The following is a 20,751-nucleotide window of genomic DNA, read 5'->3' as shown; positions in this document are numbered from 1 at the left end:
TTTACTAGGTTTGGCGGTGACCTACTCTCCCAGGGCTTAAGCCCAAGTACCATTGGCGCGACGGCACTTAACTTCCGGGTTCGGGATGGGACCGGGTGTTTTGCTCGTGCTATGACCACCAAACCGAGTAAATACCAAAAGCCTTCGGCTTTTGGTATTGGCGGCAGGCAGGGTATTTGCAAAGCAAATGCCCGTTGCCGCACCCCCGTTATGTCACGGGGCGGTTTTCCAAAAGCGGAAGGTCAATCAACGTGTTGTCCAAGTGTTTGTGTATGCGTTTTTGGTTTTTGGCTGTCTTTTACTGGATCAGATCAAGCCAATCGGGCGATTAGTACCGGTCAACTGAATGCATTGCTGCACTTACATCTCCGGCCTATTGACGTGGTGGTCTTCCACGGCCCTCAGGGATACCTTGTTTTGAGGGGGGCTTCCCGCTTAGATGCCTTCAGCGGTTATCCTGTCCGATCATAGCTACCCTGCACTACCGTTGGCACGATAACAGGTCCACCAGTGGATCGTTCACCCCGGTCCTCTCGTACTAGGGGCAACTCCTCTCAAGTATCCTACACCCACGGCAGATAGGGACCGAACTGTCTCACGACGTTCTAAACCCAGCTCACGTACCTCTTTAAACGGCGAACAGCCGTACCCTTGGGACCTGCTCCAGCCCCAGGATGAGATGAGCCGACATCGAGGTGCCAAACACTGCCGTCGATATGGACTCTTGGGCAGTATCAGCCTGTTATCCCCGGCGTACCTTTTATCCGTTGAGCGATGGCCCTTCCACTCGGGACCACCGGATCACTATGGCCGACTTTCGTCTCTGCTCGACTTGTCAGTCTCGCAGTCAGGCTGGCTTCTGCCATTGCACTCAACGAGCGATTTCCGACCGCTCTGAGCCAACCTTCGCGCGCCTCCGTTACGCTTTAGGAGGCGACCGCCCCAGTCAAACTACCCGCCACGCAGGGTCCCGGATCCGGATAACGGACCGCGGTTAGACATCAAGAGTGCGAAGGGTGGTATCTCAAGGGAGGCTCCACCGGAACTGGCGTTCCGGTTTCGATGCCTACCACCTATCCTGCACATCACAATCCTGATGCCAGTGCGAAGCTGTAGTAAAGGTGCACGGGGTCTTTCCGTCTAACCGCGGGAAGCCTGCATCTTGACAGGCAATTCAATTTCGCTGAGTCGATGTTGGAGACAGCGGGGAAGTCGTTACGCCATTCGTGCAGGTCGGAACTTACCCGACAAGGAATTTCGCTACCTTAGGACCGTTATAGTTACGGCCGCCGTTTACCTGGGCTTCAATTCGGAGCTCTCACCCCTCCTTTTAACCTTCAGGCACCGGGCAGGCGTCAGACCCTATACGTCGTCTTGCGACTTCGCAGAGCCCTGTGTTTTTAATAAACAGTCGCCACCCCCTGGTTTGTGCCCCCGGATCCAAGTTGCCTTGAACCCGGGCCTCCTTCTCGCGAACTTACGGAGGTATTTTGCCGAGTTCCTTCAACATCGTTCTCTCAAGCGCCTTGGTATTCTCTACCAGTCCACCTGTGTCGGTTTAGGGTACGGTCTGATGGAGGGCTATTTCCAGGGACTGCTCAGCAGCCCAACCAATCCGATAAGGCTGAACTACAGTCGCAATCCGTCACATCCTCCTGGCCCAGGAATATTAACCTGGTTCCCATCGCCTACGCCTTTCGGCCTCGGCTTAGGGGCCGGCTTACCCTGCTCAGATTAGCTTTAAGCAGGAACCCTTGGACTTTCGGCGAGAGTGTCTCTCACACTCTTTGTCGCTACTCATGTCATCATTCTCGCTAGTGATCTCTCCACGGGATCGCTCACGCGCCCGCTTCATCGAAAGCCTCTTGTCTCCAATCTTCCCGAAGGAAGTAAGGAGACATGAGACTATGTCACACTACGCTCTGCTACCATGCACAAAGTGCATCCTCGGCTTCGGCTCATGGCTTGAGCCCCGTTACATCTTCGCCGCAGGACAACTTATTTAGACCAGTGAGCTGTTACGCTATCTTTAAAGGATGGCTGCTTCTAAGCCAACCTCCTGGTTGTTTTGGTCGTCCCACCTGCTTTCCCACTTAGCCATGAATTAGGGGCCTTAGCCGGAGGTCAGGGTTGTTTCCCTCTCCACTACGGACGTTAGCATCCGCAGTGTGTCTGCCATCTAGTACTCCGGGTATTCGGAGTTTGGTTAGGATCAGTAAGCCTGTGGGGCCCCATTACCCATCCAGTGCTCTACCCCCCGGGGTATTCGGATGACGCTCTACCTAAATAGATTTCGCAGAGAACCAGCTATCTCCGAGTTTGATTGGCCTTTCACCCCTAGGCACAACTCATCCCGACCTTTTTCAACAGGTGTGGGTTCGGCCCTCCAGTAAGTGTTACCTTACCTTCAGCCTGGTCATGCCTAGATCACTCGGTTTCGGGTCTGATCCCACGAACTCATGCGCCCTATTAAGACTCGCTTTCGCTGCGCCTACACCTAACGGCTTAAGCTTGCTCGTGAGACCAAGTCGATGACCCATTATACAAAAGGTACGCTGTCAGCCCTCAAGGGGCCTCCAACTGATTGTAGGCGTTCGGTTTCAGGTACTGTTTCACTCCCCTCGTCGGGGTGCTTTTCACCTTTCCCTCACGGTACTGGTTCGCTATCGGTCAGTAAGGAGTACTTAGCCTTCGAAGGTGGTCCTCCGATCTTCAGACAGGATTTCACGTGTCCCGCCCTACTTAATACGTCCGTCAAAGCTTCCTATACGGGGCTGTCACCCGCTATGGCCACGCTTCCCAACGTGTTCTAGTCACTCATCCGGCTCGGCTGGTCCCCGTTCGCTCGCCGCTACTAGGGGAGTATCAATTGATGTCCTTTCCTCCGGGTACTTAGATGTTTCAGTTCCCCGGGTTTGCTCTTAAAACCCTATGTATTCAGGTCTTAAGTACCTGGTTCAGCAAGATATTGAGTACCGAAGTAACAATATCGAACTGTCAGGTGGGTTCCCCCATTCGGAAATCCGTGTATCAAAGCCTATTCTCGGCTCCACACAGCTTATCGCAGAGTATCACGTCCTTCATCGCCTCTTACTGCCAAGGCATTCACCAAACGCCCTTCTCGCGCTTGATCTGATCCAGAAAGAGACAGCCATGCCCGAAGGCATTTCGTCGTGATGCGGAAGCTGGTTATCAACCACATCTTCTGTTTCTGAACCAAAAAGCATACTTTCCCGCGCTTTCTTAATGTCCTACCGCTTCGCTACTTGAGGACCTGAGGCCCTAAGAGCTGGCGGAGCGTTCAGGATGTCGGTCCTGAACCTTAAGAAAGCACAATGCATGATCGGGTAGATCATGCGGGTTAGTGTACTTGACTTGGACAACTACTGTCGTTTCAGGCAGGCAAACATCCGGGCGTCTGAGGAAACATGACGGATCCGGTTGCTGTCGGCAAAGCAAGCTCTGCGTCACCTATCTGAGGTCTGTCCCACACTCGGGACGACCAACAGTGTTGTTGATATTTCTCTCTAAACGATGTCAATTCGCTGCATTTTCAGGGAAAATGTCAGCAGCTGCACTTTCATCGAAAGTGTCAGCAAGTCCGATTGGACGTTTGAACGCTTCCGCAGAAGCCCTCAAAGGTCAAATCGAACCCTTTGTTCTGTTGGATGACTTGGTTGATATAGCGGCCCCGCTGTCGTGAGCTTCGCTGTGCGAAGCCACTGTCGCTTACCACCAAGGGGCACTGTTGTTCCTGCCTTTTGCTTGCAAAAGGCAGGGTGGTGGGTCGAGGAGGACTTGAACCTCCGACCTCACGCTTATCAGGCGTGCGCTCTAACCACCTGAGCTACCGACCCAGCGTGTTTTGCCCCCGGCAAAACCGCGTCGCCCCGGCAGGGTACTCCGAAGGAATGTCCCGAGAGGGGCCAGCGCTCCTGAAGTCCGGCGCGCCGTCGGCCCAAAGTGGTTGTAACAAGGGCCGTATGCTTGGTGGAGCCTAGGAGGATCGAACTCCTGACCTCCTGAATGCAAATCAGGCGCTCTCCCAGCTGAGCTAAGGCCCCTTGCTGAACCTCAATCCTGAGGCTCTGTCTTTCTGAAGAGATATGAGGACGGCTCGGTCCTGATGTTGATGCGCTTTGTTTGCGCATCTTCTGCTAAGTGATGCACGAGAAAGAGCAAGCTCTGTTCTGCTAGCATCATCCTTAGAAAGGAGGTGATCCAGCCGCAGGTTCCCCTACGGCTACCTTGTTACGACTTCACCCCAGTCGCTGAGCTCACCGTGGTCCGCTGCCTCAAAAGTTAGCGCACGGCCTTCGGGTAAACCCAACTCCCATGGTGTGACGGGCGGTGTGTACAAGGCCCGGGAACGTATTCACCGCGTCATGCTGTTACGCGATTACTAGCGATTCCGACTTCATGGGGTCGAGTTGCAGACCCCAATCCGAACTGAGACATCTTTTGGGGATTAACCCACTGTAGATGCCATTGTAGCACGTGTGTAGCCCAACCCGTAAGGGCCATGAGGACTTGACGTCATCCACACCTTCCTCCCGCTTATCACGGGCAGTTTCCCTAGAGTGCCCAGCCGAACTGCTGGCAACTAAGGATGTGGGTTGCGCTCGTTGCCGGACTTAACCGAACATCTCACGACACGAGCTGACGACAGCCATGCAGCACCTGTCACTCGGTCACCGAAGTGAAAGACCCATCTCTGGGACGGTCCGAGGATGTCAAGGGTTGGTAAGGTTCTGCGCGTTGCTTCGAATTAAACCACATGCTCCACCGCTTGTGCGGGCCCCCGTCAATTCCTTTGAGTTTTAATCTTGCGACCGTACTCCCCAGGCGGAATGCTTAATCCGTTAGGTGTGTCACCGAATAGCATGCTACCCGACGACTGGCATTCATCGTTTACGGTGTGGACTACCAGGGTATCTAATCCTGTTTGCTCCCCACACTTTCGCACCTCAGCGTCAGTATCGAGCCAGTGAGCCGCCTTCGCCACTGGTGTTCCTCCGAATATCTACGAATTTCACCTCTACACTCGGAATTCCACTCACCTCTCTCGAACTCAAGACTACCAGTATCAAAGGCAGTTCCGGGTTGAGCCCCGGGATTTCACCCCTGACTTAATAGTCCGCCTACGCGCGCTTTACGCCCAGTAATTCCGAACAACGCTAACCCCCTCCGTATTACCGCGGCTGCTGGCACGGAGTTAGCCGGGGTTTCTTTACCAGGTACTGTCATTATCATCCCTGGCGAAAGAGCTTTACGACCCTAGGGCCTTCATCACTCACGCGGCATGGCTGGATCAGGGTTGCCCCCATTGTCCAAGATTCCCCACTGCTGCCTCCCGTAGGAGTCTGGGCCGTGTCTCAGTCCCAGTGTTGCTGATCATCCTCTAAAACCAGCTATAGATCGTAGACTTGGTAGGCCGTTACCCCACCAACTATCTAATCTAACGCGGGCCGATCCAAATCCGATAAATCTTTCCCCCGAAGGGCGTATAAGGTATTACTCACCGTTTCCAGTGGCTATTCCTTAGATCTGGGCACGTTCCCACGCGTTACTAACCCGTCCGCCGCTCACTCCGAAGAGTGCGCTCGACTTGCATGTGTTAGGCCTGCCGCCAGCGTTCGTTCTGAGCCAGGATCAAACTCTCAAGTTGAAACGCTGTTGCCAGCGTATCCTTGACGTTCGAACCTCTGCACATCTTGAATGTCCTACCGCTTCGCTACTTGAGGACGGGCCCCAAACAGCACGGCTTCGAACCCGGCTAGGAACTCGAAACGAACATTCATCATTCTCTGTCTGTCTGTGCTTCAGTACCAAAGGCACCGAAGAACCGAACAAGACAGTGAAGCTGACACTCTATTATCGGAACCTAAATCCCTAAGAGCGCGATATACAGACGTTGATCCATCGAAATGAACCAAACCGCCCACATATCTCTTCAGTCATCCAAATTGTCAAAGAGCAAACACCCGAAACCCAGGAACCAAGAGGCCCAAACAAGACCGTATCGCTAATAAACTAGCGCTACCGCCCCATCCTATTCCGAATGCCCCAGTCTCTCCTGAGCGTCCCCAACCGCGCCTCAGCGCCGCCGGTGAAGGGGGTTCTATGCCCAACAACAAATACCCGCAACCCAAAAATCAAAGAAAATGAAAGAAAATGCTCATATTGAATAATTACAGTTACTTAACACCCACCTCTTGGCTCTTTTGATCGGTTCCAGAGGACCATTGAGGCGCGTTTTGAAGCCGAAAAGTCAGCCGGGGCTCCGCAGCAAAAGTCTTCCACCGACTTACCCCAAGAGATATCCACAGGATGCCCAGCTCGACACTGGAGTTTCTTTGAATCACCCCGCACTCTTCCCTCAACTTCAGAGGTCCTTCATCAGACGCAGCGCATCATAGATTGCCGCATGGGTGTTGCGGGCCGAGACAGCATCGCCGATCCGAAACAGCTGGAAGACGCTGTCTGAGTTGCGGGTTACCTGCTGCGGCTCGCCAGCAATCAGAGCCTCGTGGTCCACCTCACCGTGATTGCGGCTGAGCGGCTTCAGATCGAAGTAGAGATCGTCCAGCGGCAGGGTACCGTAATTTACCACCACCTGATCGTAGTCGGCGGTATAGCGGTGATCGCTGTAATCGGTGCCGATGGTGGCGGTCAGCACATTGCCGTTGCGCGCCACATTGAGCAAGCGGCGGGTCACGGTAAAGCGGACATCCTTGTCCTGCAGGCTGCGCATGTAGGGCACCAGGTTCATCGCCATGATGTCCGGGGCAAAAACACGATCCGGGGTCATCACCTCAACCGTGCTGCCTGCGGCGGCGGCGACCTCAGCCGCCATGAGGCCGGGATGATCACCGCTTTCGTCATAGATCAGCACGTTTTGCGCAGGCTTCACGTCGCCCGAGATCAGATCCCAGGCCGAAACCACGTTGGCGGCCTCTTCCTTGGCCTCGAACAGGTGGCCATTGGGAAGGCCGCCAGTGGCGACAATCACCACATCGGGATTGAGCGCGGTCACATCACCCGCCTCGGCCCAGGTGTTGAAATGGAAGGTCACATCGCGGGCCGCGCATTGGGCCATGCGCCAGTCTATGATGCCGATCATCTCGCGGCGCCTCGGGCTTTGCGCAGTCAGGCGTACCTGCCCGCCGGGATCACCGGCGGCCTCAAACACCGTCACTTCGTGGCCGCGCTCGGCGGCAACCCGTGCCGCCTCAAGGCCCGCCGGGCCTGCCCCGACGATCACGACCTTCTTGCGGGTCTGCGCTGGCGTGATCTCATGCGGCATGGTCAGCTCACGCCCCGTTGCGGGGTTGTGGATGCATAAAGCATCGCCCGCCTGATAGATCCGGTCCAGACAATAGGTGGCACCTACGCAGGGGCGGATATCATCCTCGCGTCCCTCCATTATCTTTTTCACCACATGGGGATCGGCCATATGGGCGCGGGTCATACCCACCATATCCAATAGCCCCGAAGCAACCGCATGGCGGGCGGTCGCCACATCTGGGATACGCGCGGCATGGAACGTTGGCATGCCGGTGGCCTGTTTCACAGCTCCGGCAAAATCCAAGTGAGGCGCTGCAGCCATGCCCTGCACCGGGATCACGTCGGTCATCGCGGGATCGGTATGGATGCGGCCCCGGATCACATTGAGGAAATCCACCATGCCTGTTGCCGACAGCCGCTTGGAGATCTCGAGCCCCTCTTCCGGAGTGATGCCGCCCGCCTGATCCTCATCCGCCGTGTAGCGCAGGCCGACGATGAAGTCTTCTCCGACCCGGTCGCGCACCGCCTGCAATACGTCGAGCGGCAGCTTCATACGGCTTTCCAGGGTCGCCCCACCATAGGGTCCGTCAAGATCATTGGTCAGCGGCGACCAGAACTGATCGAGAAGATGCCCATAGACCTGCAATTCGATCCCGTCCATCCCGCCTGCCTTCATGCGCTCGGCCGCATCGGCGAAATCGGTGATGATGCGCTCGATGTCCCAATCCTCGGCCAGTTTCGGAAAGGCGCGGTGCGCAGGTTCCCGGTGCCGGGTCGAGCTGACCGAGGGCAGCCAGTCGCCCTTGTTCCAGGTGGTCCGGCGGCCCAGATGAGTGAGCTGGATCATCACGGCGGCGCCATGGTCATGCACCCGGTCGGTCAGTGCCTTGATCCAGGGCACCACCTCGTCCGTGTAGGCCAGAACGTTGTTGAACACCGGCGGGCTGTCCTTGGAGACCGCCGCCGAGCCTGCCGTCATGGTCAGCGCAACGCCCGCCTTGGCCCGTTCGGCGTGATAGGCGGCATAGCGTTCCTTTGGCATGCCGTCCTCCGGGTAGGCAGGCTCATGGCTGGTGGTCATGATCCGGTTGCGCAGGGTGAGGTGTTTCAGCTTGTAGGGCTGCAAAAGCGGATCGTTAGACATCTGGCTCTCTCCTGCCGGGCGTGAATTATAGGTGATGGTGGAACAAATCGGGGATCAAAAGAAGGGGTCAGTACCAGGCATCGGCCACTTCGCCCTTCTTGCGGGCGATGAAATCTTTCAGCGCCTCATCCACGCCTTCATCCAGCGCCGGTGCCTCATAGGCGGCAAGCTGCGCCTTCCAGCGGGCATTGGCGCGGGTGGCAGCGTCGATCCCGCCCTTTTCATCCCAGGTTTCCCAAGGCTGGTGGTCGTCCACGGCGCTATCCCAATAGGCGGTCTGATAGTGGCGCAGGGTGTGCTGGGTGGAGAACAGATGCTCGCCCGGCCCGCCTTCGGCGAGGGCGTCAAAGCCCAGCGTGTCCTCATTGACCTCGAACCCCTTGAGGTAGGCGTGCAGCGCGCCGCAGAGGTCAGTATCAAGAATGAACTTCTCATAGGACATCGACAAAAGCCCATCGAGAAAGCCCGCCGAATGCAGGATGTAATTCGCGCCGCACTGCACCGCAGACATCATCGACATCATCGACTGCTGCATCGCCTGCGCATCCGGCAGTTTCGAGGTGGAGAAATTCCCCGCACAGCGCAGCGGCAGGTTCAGCCGCTGTGCCAGCTGCCCCATGGCCAGAGAGGCCAGCGCCGGTTCCGGCGTGCCAAATGTGGGCGAGCCGGAACGCAGCGACATCGAGCTGATGAATGAGGCCAGAACGCAAGGCGCCCCGGGGCGCACCAGCTGGGTAATCGCGCAGGAGACCATGCTTTCGGCAAGGCACTGCGCCAGAGATCCTGCCATGGTCAGCGGCGCCACCGCCCCGCCCAGAAGGAACGGCAGATGGATCGAACCCTGCCCCGCCGCCGCATAGGCGCGAATCCCGCGCGAGGTGATCCCGTCGATCACCAAGGGCGATGTGGTGTTGAAATTGCCCATGATGACGCAGTTCTGGTCGACGAAATCCGCACCGAAAAGAATGCGGCACATCTCGATACTGTCCTCGGCGCGCTCGGGCGCGGTGATCGACCCCAGAAAGGCCCGGTCACTATAGCGGATATGGGCATAGACCATATCGAGATGCCGCTTGTTCACCGCGATATCGGTCGGCTCGCAGATGGTGCCACCGGAATGGTGCAGATTGGGGCTCATCTGCGCCAGTTTCACGAAGTTCTCGAAATCTTCGATGGTGCCGTAGCGCCGCCCCTTGTCCAGATCCATCACGAAGGGCGACCCATAAGAGGGCGCCAGCACCATGGCATCGCCGCCGATTTCAACCGTGTTGGCCGGGTTACGGGCGTGCTGAGTGAACCGCGCTGGCGCGGTTCTCAGGATCTGGCGGATCATGCCCGGCGCAAACTTCAGGTTCCAGCTGTCCTTTGTCAGCTCACTCACCTCGGCGCCCGCGGCACGAAACAGGGCAACGGTTTCGGGATCCTCGCGGAACTCGATCCCGATCTCGGACAGGATGCGCTCCGCCGTGGCCTCGATCTGCGCAAGACTGTCTTCGGACAGGATCTCGTAGGTCGGGATCTTGCGGCTGATGAAGGGGACGCGCAGATGATCGTTCTGTCCGGCCTCGCCAGTGCGCTGCGCGCCGCGGCGCCCCCGCCTGCCCCGCGGTTTATCTGCCAGATCTACCATCTCGCGCCCTCCATGATGTTGCCGAATGAGATTCTTGACACAAGTGTCGATTTTGCCATCATGACCGTCAACTACGAATACGTCATCTAGATGTCGCTGATAGGCAAAGCCCATGACCGACCGCCAAAGGATCCAGGATCCCTCCCGCCAGACCACCAGCGAAGAGGCCTGGCTCACCGCCGCCTACGAGGTGCTCACCGCGCAAGGGGTAGAGGCGGTAAAGATCATGCCCTTGGCCAAACGGCTTGGCGTCTCGCGCACCAGTTTCTACTGGCATTTCAAGGACCGAGAGGCGCTCTTGGAAGCGATGATCCGCTACTGGGAAGACAAGAACACCGGCACCTTGGTGGCCCGCACCGAGGCCTATGCCGAAAACGTGTTTGAAGCGGTGTTCAACCTCTTTGATTGCTGGCTGGACCCGGATCTGTTCGATTCAAGGCTGGATCTGGCCATTCGCAACTGGGCACGCAGCGATCCTGCCCTACAGGCGCGGCTCGACCAAGCCGACGCGCGGCGCCAGCGCGCGATGACGGACATGCTGACCCGGTTCGGCTATGACGCGGAAGAGGCCGAGATCCGGGCGCTGACCATGATCTACACCCAGATCGGCTATATCTCGATGCAAATCCACGAAGATGAAGCCAAACGCCTCGCCCGGATGCCCGCCTATATGGAGGTCTTCACCGGCAAGCGGCCCGCGCAATCGGACATCGACCGGTTCATGGCGCGCCATCGCTGACCGCTGCATCAGGAGACCGGGTCTGACACAAAGGAAATATGCTGCGAAGTTTCAGGACAGGCAGGTAAACACGGACGTGTTGCTGCGGAACCAGGGCTCCAGAACATCTTTCATCGCCGTCACCTTGGCCGAGCCTTGCAGATCGCGGTGGCTCAGCAGCCAGATCGGTGCATAGGGCTGCAGCGCCAGATGCCGCAAGGGCACCAACTCAGGGTAGGCCCGCGACAGAAAGACCGGCATCCGCAGCGCGCCCATTCCGGCCTGAGCTGCAGCAATCATGCTGGGCATGTCATCAAGCCGCGCCCGGACCCGGATATCGGGATGGACCTTGCGCGCGGCAACGGGTGGCGCCTCATGACCAGAGTACAGCACCCAGTCCAGGGGAGCCTTCGGAGCCTCGGCAGCGGCCTTGGCAATTTCCGGCAGTGCAAAAAAGCCGCTCACCTGCTCGACAAGTTTTCGACCGACGAGGCTCTCTTGCGGGGTCCGACTGATCCTGAGCGCCAGATCCGCCTCGCGACGGGCCAGATCCAGAACGCCATTCGACGCCCGCACGGTCAGCGCCACCTGCGGATGCCGCGCCGTGAACTCCGCCAGCAGCGGGGCCAGCAAGGTCTGGATAAGCAAGGGCGGTGCCGTCAGGCTCAGGGGGCCGCTCAGTTCCTGCGCTTTACCCGAAAGGCGGCGCAGCGCGGCCTGTTCCTCGGCCTCCATACGGCGTGCAGCCTCCACAATCTCCAGCGCCTCTTCCGTTGCATGATACCCTTCAGGTCGACGCTCAAACAGCGGGCGGCCCAGCGCGTCCTCGGCGCGGCGGATCCGCCGAGCCACCGTGGTGTAGGTCAGACCCAGCTCTGCCCCTGCTGCGGCGAGGCTGCCGCCCCGAACAAGGGCCAGCACGGTCTGCATATCATCCCAGCTGATCTTCATGCGTGCGTTTTCGCATATCGGATGTCCACATTCACGCGTTTTCTGGTGGCCCTCTGTTTGGCAATCAAAGCAGGCAACACCACCAGAGGAGGCCACCATGGTCTATGCCTACGTCAATCTCAGCGTCACCGATGAGACCACATTCGCCGCCTACCGGGAGCGGGCAGGCGCCGCCCTCGCCAAACACGGCGCACGGGTCGTCATATCCACTCCCGCCCAAAGCGTGATCGAAGGCAACCGCGATGCGACCGGGCGCGGCATCATCCTGGAATTCGACACCAGGGAAGCCGCGCTTGGCTGGATCAATGATCCCGACCTGCAAGAGGTGCACGCCCTGCGCCGCAGCTCGGGAAACAGCGCGATCACGCTGCTGGCCTGATCCCCCTTGCCCGCGCAGCGCCACTCGGCACCCCCGAGGCGCTGCCGCGCCGCGCATCGCGCGGCGCCACCAAAAGCACGGGCGCGGAGAATCCTGCTCCGCGCCCGCTTTCTCACGTGAATATGGGCTTACTCTGCCGCGATCTGACTGTCGGCCTTGTCGACCCGCACTGCCGAGAACTTGAACTCTGGGATCTTCCCGTAGGGATCCAGCGCCGGGTTGGTCAGGATATTTGCCGCTGCCTCCACATAGGCAAAGGGTACAAAGACCATGTCTTCGGAAACGGCCCGGTCCGCACGCGCCATGATCTCGATCGAGCCCCGACGGGTGGTGAGACGCACCATTTCGCCCGGCTCCACCCCCATCTTGCGCAGTGTTTTCGGGTGAAGCGAGCAGTTCGCCTCCGGTTCCACCGCGTCCAAAACCCGCGACCTCCGCGTCATCGATCCAGTGTGCCAGTGCTCCAGCTGTCGCCCGGTCGTCATGATCATCGGGAACTCCACATCCGGCGCCTCATCCGGCGGGATCACGGCAGCAGGCGTAAAGCGCGCGCGACCTTCTGCGCGCGGGAAGCCATCGCCAAAAACCACCGCCTGCCCCGGATCCTCCGGCGACAGCGACGGGTAGGTCACAGTTTCATGCTCCAGCCGCTCCCAGGTGATATTGTCGAGCGAGGGCATATTGAGCTTCATCTCGGCAAAAACCTCCGAGACATCCGTGTACACCCAGGGCAGCCCGACCCGCTGCGCCAGCTCAACGGTGATGCGCCAGTCCTCGCGCGCATCGCCCGGCGGCGGCACCGCAGGGCGCACCCGCTGCACCTGCCGGTTGGTGTTGGAGACCGTGCCGTTCTTTTCATAAAGGGCTGATGCGGGCAGGATGATATCGGCAAAATTCGCCGTCTCGGTCAGGAAGATATCCTGCACAATCATCAGGTCCAGCTTGGCAAAAGCTTCGCGCGCGTGGTCGGCGTCGGGGTCTGACATGGCCGGGTTTTCGCCCTGGATATACATGCCCTTGATATTGCCCGCATAAACCTGATCGACGATCTCGGTCACGGTGAGGCCCTTCTCGCTGGAGAAATCCCCGCCGCCCCAGACATCGGTAAAGCTTTTGCGCACATCGTCTGACGTCACGGTCTGATAATCCGGCAGGAACATCGGAATAAGGCCCGCGTCCGAAGCACCCTGCACGTTGTTCTGCCCGCGCAAGGGGTGCAGCCCGGCACCGGGCTTGCCCACGTTTCCGGTCATGAGCGCAAGGGAAATCAGGCAGCGGGAATTGTCCGTGCCGTGAATATGCTGACTGACCCCCATGCCCCAGAAGATCATTCCCGCCTTGGCCCCTGCAAATATGCGCGCAACGCGGCGCAGCTGCTCAGGCTCGATACCGCAGATCGGGCTCATCGCCTCTGGCGTGAACTGGCGCAGATGCTCTTTTTCGGCCTCCCAGTTCTCGGTCCAGCGGTGGATATACTGGCTGTCGTAAAGCTCTTCCTCGACGATCACGTTCATGATCGCGTTCAGCATCGCCACATCGGCGCCGGGGCGGAATTGCAGCATCTCGGCGGCATGGCGTTTGAGGCCAACCCCGCGCGGGTCCATCACGATCAGCTTGCCGCCGCGCTTGGCGAATTGCTTGAAATAGGTGGCGGCGACCGGGTGGTTTTCCACTGGGTTGGCGCCGATCACGATGGCCACATCGGCGTTTTCGATCTCGTTGAAGGTCGCGGTCACCGCGCCCGAGCCGACGTTCTCGATCAGCGCCGCCACGGATGAGGCATGACACAGCCGCGTGCAGTGATCGACGTTGTTGTGGCCGAACCCCTGCCGGATGAACTTCTGGAACAGATAGGCCTCTTCATTGGTGCATTTGGCCGATCCAAAACCGGCCACGCTGCGCGGATCTTCATCGCGCAAGTTCCGCAGACCCTTGGCGGCCAGATCCAGCGCCTCGTCCCAGGTCGCCTCGCGGAAATGGGTCCCCAGATTGCCCGGATCCACGTTCAGCCCTTTGGGCGGAGCATCTTCGCGGCGGATCAGCGGTTTGGTCAGCCGGTGCGGGTGGTGGATATAGTCGAACCCGAACCGCCCCTTGACGCAAAGCCGCCCCTCGTTGGCCGGGCCATTGATCCCTTCGACATATTTGACCTTGCCGTCCTTCACCTTGAGGGAAACCTTGCAGCCCACCCCGCAGAAAGGGCAGACGCTTTCGGTCTCGGAGTCAAAATCCTTGCTATCGCCCTGCTGGGCATCATCCATCACGCTCGCAGGCATAAGCGCACCCGTGGGGCAGGCCTGCACGCATTCGCCGCAGGCCACACAGAAGGACGCGCCCATCGGATCAGCGATATCAAAGGTCGGATAGGCATCATGCCCGCGCCCCGCCATGCCGATTACATCGTTGACCTGCACTTCGCGGCAGGCCCGCACACACAGGCCACAGGAAATACAGGCGTCGAGGTTCACGCTCATCGCGACATGGCTGTCATCCAAAAGGGGGATACGGCCCTCTTCCAGCTTGGGGAAACGCGACTCCGAAACCCCGTTGAGCTCGGCCATATCCCACAGATGCGCGGACTTGTCGTGCGCCGCCTCTGGCGCGGGTTGGTCGGCGACCAACAGTTCCATCACCATCTTGCGGGCGTTTGTGGCGCGGGCGTTGTTGGTGGTGACCACCATGCCTTCGCTCGGCTCCCGAATGCAGGAGGCCGCCAGCGTGCGCTCGCCCTCGATTTCGACCATGCAGGCGCGGCAGTTGCCGTCGGGGCGATAGCCCGGTGCCGGTTTGTGGCACAGGTGCGGGATTTTGAGGCCCCGGCCATTGGCAACTTCCCAGATGGTCATGCCCGCCTCGGCGGTAACCTCTTCGCCATCAAGGGTGAAGGTGATTTGCTTCGACATGGCTCAGATCTCCTCGGCTGGCGAAGACGCGCCAAGGGCAGCGCTTGACCCGGGGTGGGCGTGAAGCGCCCGCCCATGGGGGCGGGTCGGGCGCTGCCCGGCGGTACCCGCCGGGCGGAACATCAACTGAAGGATCATGCTCAGATCTCCTCCGGGAAATGTTTCATCGTCAGGCGGATCGGGTTGGGCGCTGCCTGACCCAGACCGCAGATGGAGGCATCGACCATGGTCTGGCTCAGCTCCTCCAGCAGGCCCTGATCCCACTTCGGCGCCTGCATCAGCTTGACCGCCTTTTCGCAGCCCACCCGGCAGGGGGTACACTGGCCGCAGCTTTCATCCTCGAAAAACCGCAGCATGTTGAGCGCCGCATCCCGCGCGCTGTCCTGATCCGACAGAACCACCACGGCGGCCGAGCCGATGAATGTACCATGCGGCTGCAGCGTGTCGAAATCGAGCGGTATGTCATCCATATGCGCTGGCAGCAGCCCCGAGGACGGCCCGCCCGGCTGGTAGGCCTTCAAGCTGTGCCCGTCGAGCATACCGCCCGCAGCCTCGATAATGTCGCGAATGGTCGATCCTGCAGGCAGCAGATGCACGCCGGGGTTTTTGACCCGGCCCGACACCGAGTAATTACGCAGTCCCTTGCGACCGTTCTTTTCCACCGTGTTGAGCACCTCGGGGCCAAAGCGGCAGATGCGCGCCACCCAATATAGTGTCTCGACGTTGTGGACGAGCGTCGGCTGACCGAAGATCCCGACCTGCGCCACAAAGGGCGGGCGGTGGCGCGGCTCTCCACGCTTGCCCTCGATGCTTTCGATCATCGCGCTTTCTTCGCCGCAGATATAGGCCCCTGCCCCGCGCCGCAGATCGATATAGCCTGTCTCGACGATCCCGGCGGCCTCAAGCGCGGCGATCTCGCGGCGCAGGATCTCCAGCACCGCAGGGTATTCGTCGCGCATGTAGATGAAGGCCTTCTCGGCCTCCACCGCCCAGGCGGCGATCAGCATGCCTTCGAGGAACATATGCGGCTCGCGCTCAAGGTGATGACGGTCCTTGAAAGTGCCCGGCTCGCCCTCATCGCCGTTGACGGCCAGATAGCGCGGGCCGGGATTGGCGCGCACAAAACCCCATTTCTTGCCCGAAGGGAAACCCGCGCCGCCAAGGCCACGCAGACCCGCCTCAAGCACCTTGTCCTGCACCGCTTCCCAATCGCCACCCGTACGCAGGGCGGCAAGGCTTCGGTAGCCGCCATCGGCTACGTATTCTGCGTATGTCTGATAATCCGGTATCTGCGGGTGCACCTCGCCCGCATGGATCGCGGCAATGGTCTTTTCCGCGGTCGCATGATCGATGTGATTGTGGCCGATCTCCAGAACCGGCGCGGTATCGCAGCGGCCCATGCAGGGCGCGCGCAAAACGCGCACCTCCGCCGGATCGAGACCATCTTCGAGCGCCTGCTTCAGCTGTTGGGCGCCCGCCAGCTCGCAAGAGAGGCTGTCACAGACCCGGATGGTCAACGCGGGCGGCGGTGTCTCACCTTCGCGCACCACATCGAAATGGGCATAGAAACTGGCAACCTCATAAACTTCGGCCTGCGACAGGCGCATTTCCTCGGCCAGGGCGCGGATGTGGGCGGCGCTGAGGTGGCCGTGGGCATCCTGAATGAGATGCAGAAACTCGATCAGGAGATCGCGGTTGCGCGGCCTGTCCCCCAAAAGCGTCAGGACGTCGCTATGTGCCTGATCGTCGAGTTGACGCCCCTTCGGCGTCCTGCGCCCCTTGCCCTTGCCGGATTTCCAGATGCCCTTGCTATTGTCCAACGGTGCCACGCCGATCTCCACTTCGCTGGTGCCATGCCCCTAGGGCTGCCATCAGCAATGCGTATCGTCAAATCGCAAAATACGAAGGCACAATAGCGAAGACTTATCGCATGAAACCGTCAACCACCCCTCGCAGCGCGCGCACCGTACTCAGGTCAGCCTGTCGCTGCATGGTCGCAAGGCAAATCGGTCGTGACTGGTCCGGCGCGACAAGCCTAAACGTGCAAGTCCCCTCGAGAGGTCCCAAAGCCTCAACCAGCGCCTCTGGGAGAATGGTGGCCAACTGCCCCTCGCGCGCCATCACGATGGACGACATGAAGCCGTTCGATTCCATGACAACCGTAGGCTTCAGGTCTTGTTCAGCAAAGATCCAATCGAGGATGCGCCGGTTCTGCATGGATTGATCCAGAAGCCCCAGCGGCAATTGCGCGGCTTCGGACCAGGTGATGTCACCATCGTTTTCGCCAACAAGAGCTGGCGCGGCCAGCAAGACATATCGCTCCTCATAGAGCGGCTCCCGCACGACCAGGCTCTGCTCGATTGAATCCCGATAGGTCAAACCGGCATCGATGGCGCCTTCCAGCAAACGTTGCTGGATCGCGGTAGAAGACATCACGTTGATGCGTGCCAGGACATGCGGGTGAGCCTGGCGCAGCCGGGTCACAAGTCTTGCCGCGAAACTGGCGGCGGTCGGAACCACCCCAAGATCCAAAGTCCCGGTCAACTGACCGCGTGCGGCAGCGAGCTCCTGCTCAAGAGCCTTAGCCTCCTCCAGCAAACCGCGACCGCGGGTCACAAGGAGCTCTCCTTCGCCGGTGAACCCCAGAAAGCGGTTCCCTCGACGCACAATGGAGAACCCCAAACGGTCCTCAAGGTTTCGAATACGCATCGAAAACGCCGGTTGCGACATGCCGCAGTCTTCGGCGGCCTTGGCAAAGTGCTGATGTCGGGCGAGCGACGTCAGCAGTTGTAGATCTCTTAGTTCCAGCATGGCACGACACTAGAGGGTTGCAGGCTCTCGCTGCAATACAGCAAAACGCGTCGTCCCCGAACATCTGCCTGCCGATAGTGCCGCTGCAGGAATGGGAACCCGAAGGATCAGACTGGCTCTTCCGTCAACACCTATCGTGCAAACTGGGGGTAAAATGACGGCAAAAACTACAGACAATTTTACGGGCCTTGCCGTTTTTGCAGCCCCAGCAGCCACAAAAACTCAAGAAAACAAGGCCGCATGTGAGCCCCAGAAGACGCAGATGGCCGCCAATTATTTCAGCATAATATCAGAACGTTGAGTGTGTTCCAAAGGGATCGAGCTGCAAAGAAGATTACGTAAGGGAATCCAGCAGTCGTCAAAGAGGCCGAACGTGCGCTCTACCAGAAAGGCGGTCGAGGGGCGACGTTAATGCATCCGTAAAGGCTTGCTCATAGCGTGGACGTTGGTCTGCATCCCGACCTCGTAACGCAAAGAGTACACTTATGAAAACGTTAACCTGTTCTGCCCTGTTCACCCTTGTTCTGTCCCCTGTTTGGGCAAGCGACTATGAGCCAAGTATGAGAGCATATCTGGAAAGCAACATCCGCAGCTGGGCCGCATCGCCGGTGCTGGTGGATGCCATAAACGGGCAAAATGCCCGTACGTCCGGCTATTCTCAGGCCGAAATCGACGCTTTGGACAGCGCCTGGCGCAATGAAGTTGGCACCGCAGCAACGCCGACACTGACACCGGTATTGGAAAACGCAGCCGCTGATTTCCTGCGTGAGCAGGTCAAGCAGTCCCGAGGTCGCATCACCGAGGTATTCGTCATGGACGCCCAGGGCCTGAACGTCGCGGCCTCGGCGGCGACATCGGACATGTGGCAGGGCGATGAGGCCAAGTTCCAACAGACCTACCCCGTCGGTCCAGATGCTGCACACTTCGGGGACGTTGAGATGGATGCGTCAACACAGACGTATCAGGCTCAGATCTCACTCACAATTGTGGATCCTGCAACCGGCGCTCCGATCGGGGCAATGACGGTGGCTGTTGACGCTGAATCGCTGATGTAGTCCCGCGCATTCCACGCACTTCAAAAGATCGAAAGGTGCACAAATGAAAGTCCGTCTACCCACGATATCCTTGTTCAAAGGCATGTCGGTGTTCATGAAATGCTGCCTGCTGATTGCAGTCACCACACTCGTGGTGGCTGGATCGCTGACCTACAAAAACGACGCAACCTTCCGGGCCGCTGTCGAAAAAGGTGTTCAAACGCTAGGCAACGGCGTCACCATCACAGTGGCAGCCCGCAGCGGTGGCGCGATCCGGTTCGGTGACTCTGAACGGCTCGCCGCTGACATCCAGAAGATCATCGATCTGTCCGAGGGCCGCGCCCTTTCAGGCATTGCAGTGAACAAGGACGGCAAGGTGGTTGCCACAGCAGGTGAGATCAGCGAAGCTGACCTTGCCACGCTGGCAGAACTGGCTCTCGCTTCGGCGCAGTCTGGACAGACCGAGGTTTCACCAGATGGCTACTTCGTCGCGGCCCCGGCTGCCGCTGGCGCGGACGGCTCGGTCATCGTCGGATCGGTCGCCATGATCTGGTCGCCAGATGTTGCTTTTGCAGAGGCTGCATTTGACGAACTGATGTCTCTGGTCTTCGCGGTGGCTGCCTTCGTCATCATGTGCACCCTTTCGGTCTTTGCACTCCGCTCGATCCTGTCGCGCCCGCTCAATGACGTGACCCACTCCATCGATGTCATCGCGGATGGCGACTATGACACCGAGGTAAACCAGTTGCATCGAAAGGATGAGATCGGAAAAATTGCCAAGACGCTAGACCATCTCAAGGACCAGCTTTCCGCCGCGCGCGACATCGAAGAGCAGAACAAGGCTGCTCAAGCCAGCCAGAAAAAGGTTGTTGAAAGCCTCAATGTCGCCCTGCAAAGCCTGTCTGACGGCGATCTGACCAACAAACTCGACACGCCTTTTGCGCCGGAATACGAAAGCCTGCGCCAGAACTACAACACGGCGGTAGCGAAAATGGTCGGCATTATCGACGCCGTGATTGAGAACTCGTCCCGTATCCGTGATAATTCGGAAGAGATCAGCCAGTCCTCCAGCGACCTGTCTCAGCGCACCGAAAGCCAGGCAGCGACTCTTGAGGAGACGGCTGCAGCAATGGAAGAGCTCACCGTCAGTGTCCGCTCTGCAGCCGATGGCGCCAAGGAAGTCGAAAGCATCGTTTCCGAAGCAAAATCCACCGCCGAGCAAAGCGGCAAGGTCGTGACCGACGCCGTGAATGCCATGTCGGAAATCGAAAGCTCCTCGGAGCAGATTTCGCAGATCATCTCGGTCATCGACGACATCTCTTTCCAGACCAACCTCTTGGCGCTGAACGCCGGTGTCGAAGCGGCCCGTGCAGGCGAAGCAGGGCGCGGTTTCGCGGTCGTAGCTTCGGAAGTACGTGCCCTTGCACAGCGCTCGTCCGATGCCGCTCAGGAGATCAAAGGGTTGATCGCAGAAAGTACCCAGCACGTTAACAAGGGCGTTGATCTTGTCGGCAAGGCCGGGGACGAGTTGAAGAAGATTATCGACCGCGTCGGCACCATTTCCGGCCACATATCTGAGATCGCTGGCGGCGCACGTGAGCAGTCGACCACCCTGGCCGAGATCAACACCGGTGTGACGCAGCTGGACCAGGTGACCCAACACAACGCTGCCATGGTTGAAGAAGCCACGGCTGCGGCCCAGATCCTGCGCAACGATGCGAACGAGCTGTCACGTCAGGTATCGGTGTTCAACACGGGCGGTGGGCGCACGAATGTGGCCAGCATTTCGGCGAAACCGGCACCTGCCGCGCACCCGCCAATGGGCAGCGAGGATGACGACTTCTTCGCAGACGACGCCCCCACCAAGGCCGCCGTCGGTTGGGAAGACTTTTGA

At 59.1% G+C, this 20,751-nt stretch carries 11 protein-coding genes, 2 tRNA genes and 3 rRNA genes; 4 read left to right on the top strand and 12 right to left on the bottom strand.

All coding sequences use genetic code 11. From position 1 onward, the window contains the following. Positions 1–8 precede the first annotated feature (8 nt). The 7 genes from rrf to INS80_RS11990 all read right to left on the bottom strand — a co-directional run bounded on the left by rrf (position 9) and on the right by INS80_RS11990 (position 10,061). Positions 9–123, bottom strand: a 5S ribosomal RNA gene (gene rrf / locus INS80_RS12020). 184 nt (positions 124–307) lie between these two features. After that, positions 308–3,133: ribosomal RNA gene (locus tag INS80_RS12015) — 23S ribosomal RNA — on the bottom strand. A gap of 647 nt (positions 3,134–3,780) precedes the next feature. Then, positions 3,781–3,857 (bottom strand) — tRNA-Ile (locus INS80_RS12010). Positions 3,858–3,988: 131 nt separating this feature from the next. Continuing rightward, a tRNA-Ala gene (locus INS80_RS12005) sits at positions 3,989–4,064 on the bottom strand. A gap of 145 nt (positions 4,065–4,209) precedes the next feature. Next, a 16S ribosomal RNA gene (locus tag INS80_RS12000) occupies positions 4,210–5,668 on the bottom strand. Together the 16S, 23S and 5S rRNA genes with 2 tRNA genes alongside form the textbook arrangement of a ribosomal RNA operon. A 717-nt stretch (positions 5,669–6,385) precedes the next feature. After that, entirely contained in the window at positions 6,386–8,431 is a 2,046-nt protein-coding gene (locus tag INS80_RS11995; protein WP_192965866.1) for an NADH:flavin oxidoreductase, read from the bottom strand. Positions 8,432–8,498: 67 nt separating this feature from the next. Continuing rightward, positions 8,499–10,061 carry a trimethylamine methyltransferase family protein gene (locus INS80_RS11990; protein ID WP_192965865.1) on the bottom strand — a complete coding sequence of 521 codons (1,563 nt, stop codon included), beginning with the start codon at positions 10,059–10,061 and terminating at the stop codon, positions 8,499–8,501. A 112-nt stretch (positions 10,062–10,173) separates the two neighbouring features. Between INS80_RS11990 and INS80_RS11985 the strand changes: the two genes are divergently transcribed. Continuing rightward, a complete protein-coding gene (locus tag INS80_RS11985) occupies positions 10,174–10,800 on the top strand; it encodes a TetR/AcrR family transcriptional regulator (protein WP_192965864.1) in 627 nt (208 codons plus the stop codon). 51 nt (positions 10,801–10,851) lie between these two features. On the opposite strand, the gene INS80_RS11980 is transcribed toward INS80_RS11985, so the two are convergent. Further along, positions 10,852–11,730, bottom strand: a complete 879-nt coding sequence (locus tag INS80_RS11980) for a LysR family transcriptional regulator (protein WP_192965863.1) — start codon at positions 11,728–11,730, stop codon at positions 10,852–10,854. 97 nt (positions 11,731–11,827) lie between these two features. Between INS80_RS11980 and INS80_RS11975 the strand changes: the two genes are divergently transcribed. Continuing rightward, positions 11,828–12,109: a DUF1330 domain-containing protein gene (locus INS80_RS11975; protein ID WP_192965862.1), complete on the top strand. Its 282-nt coding sequence runs from the start codon at positions 11,828–11,830 to the stop codon at positions 12,107–12,109. A gap of 128 nt (positions 12,110–12,237) precedes the next feature. Here the strand turns inward: INS80_RS11975 and fdhF are convergent, their stop codons facing one another. The 4 genes from fdhF to INS80_RS11960 form a co-directional block, all read right to left on the bottom strand. After that, entirely contained in the window at positions 12,238–15,012 is a 2,775-nt protein-coding gene (gene fdhF, locus INS80_RS11970) for a formate dehydrogenase subunit alpha (protein ID WP_192965861.1), read from the bottom strand. A gap of 3 nt (positions 15,013–15,015) precedes the next feature. Beyond that, on the bottom strand, positions 15,016–15,150 hold the full coding sequence (locus INS80_RS19405; protein WP_255430527.1) for a hypothetical protein: 135 nt from the start codon (positions 15,148–15,150) through the stop codon (positions 15,016–15,018). A gap of 2 nt (positions 15,151–15,152) precedes the next feature. Further along, the gene (locus INS80_RS11965; protein ID WP_192965860.1) at positions 15,153–16,841 is read right to left on the bottom strand and encodes an NAD(P)H-dependent oxidoreductase subunit E; all 1,689 of its coding nucleotides are present in this window, start codon (positions 16,839–16,841) and stop codon (positions 15,153–15,155) included. A 94-nt stretch (positions 16,842–16,935) separates the two neighbouring features. Then, positions 16,936–17,823 carry a LysR family transcriptional regulator gene (locus INS80_RS11960; protein WP_192965859.1) on the bottom strand — a complete coding sequence of 296 codons (888 nt, stop codon included), beginning with the start codon at positions 17,821–17,823 and terminating at the stop codon, positions 16,936–16,938. A gap of 560 nt (positions 17,824–18,383) precedes the next feature. Here INS80_RS11960 and INS80_RS11955 point away from each other — a divergent pair. Beyond that, the gene (locus tag INS80_RS11955) at positions 18,384–18,878 is read left to right on the top strand and encodes a hypothetical protein (protein WP_226892609.1); all 495 of its coding nucleotides are present in this window, start codon (positions 18,384–18,386) and stop codon (positions 18,876–18,878) included. Between the two features lie 43 nt (positions 18,879–18,921). After that, positions 18,922–20,751, top strand: a complete 1,830-nt coding sequence (locus INS80_RS11950; protein WP_226892608.1) for a methyl-accepting chemotaxis protein — start codon at positions 18,922–18,924, stop codon at positions 20,749–20,751.

Source organism: Phycobacter azelaicus, from assembly GCF_014884385.1.
Taxonomy (GTDB): domain Bacteria; phylum Pseudomonadota; class Alphaproteobacteria; order Rhodobacterales; family Rhodobacteraceae; genus Phycobacter; species Phycobacter azelaicus.
The sequence above is the reverse complement of the archived record's forward strand: the minus strand, read 5'-3'. Positions and strand labels throughout refer to the sequence as shown.

Bases quoted from the DNA above. Each gene is read 5' to 3' on its own strand.
- INS80_RS11995 (WP_192965866.1), bottom strand. From the start codon at position 8,431: ATGTCTAACGATCCGCTTTTGCAGCCCTACAAGCTGAAACACCTCACC.
- INS80_RS11990 (WP_192965865.1), bottom strand. From the start codon at position 10,061: ATGGTAGATCTGGCAGATAAACCGCGGGGCAGGCGGGGGCGCCGCGGC.
- INS80_RS11985 (WP_192965864.1), top strand. From the start codon at position 10,174: ATGACCGACCGCCAAAGGATCCAGGATCCCTCCCGCCAGACCACCAGC.
- INS80_RS11980 (WP_192965863.1), bottom strand. From the start codon at position 11,730: ATGAAGATCAGCTGGGATGATATGCAGACCGTGCTGGCCCTTGTTCGG.
- INS80_RS11975 (WP_192965862.1), top strand. From the start codon at position 11,828: ATGGTCTATGCCTACGTCAATCTCAGCGTCACCGATGAGACCACATTC.
- fdhF (WP_192965861.1), bottom strand. From the start codon at position 15,012: ATGTCGAAGCAAATCACCTTCACCCTTGATGGCGAAGAGGTTACCGCC.
- INS80_RS19405 (WP_255430527.1), bottom strand. From the start codon at position 15,150: ATGATCCTTCAGTTGATGTTCCGCCCGGCGGGTACCGCCGGGCAGCGC.
- INS80_RS11960 (WP_192965859.1), bottom strand. From the start codon at position 17,823: ATGCTGGAACTAAGAGATCTACAACTGCTGACGTCGCTCGCCCGACAT.
- INS80_RS11955 (WP_226892609.1), top strand. From the start codon at position 18,384: ATGAGAGCATATCTGGAAAGCAACATCCGCAGCTGGGCCGCATCGCCG.
- INS80_RS11950 (WP_226892608.1), top strand. From the start codon at position 18,922: ATGAAAGTCCGTCTACCCACGATATCCTTGTTCAAAGGCATGTCGGTG.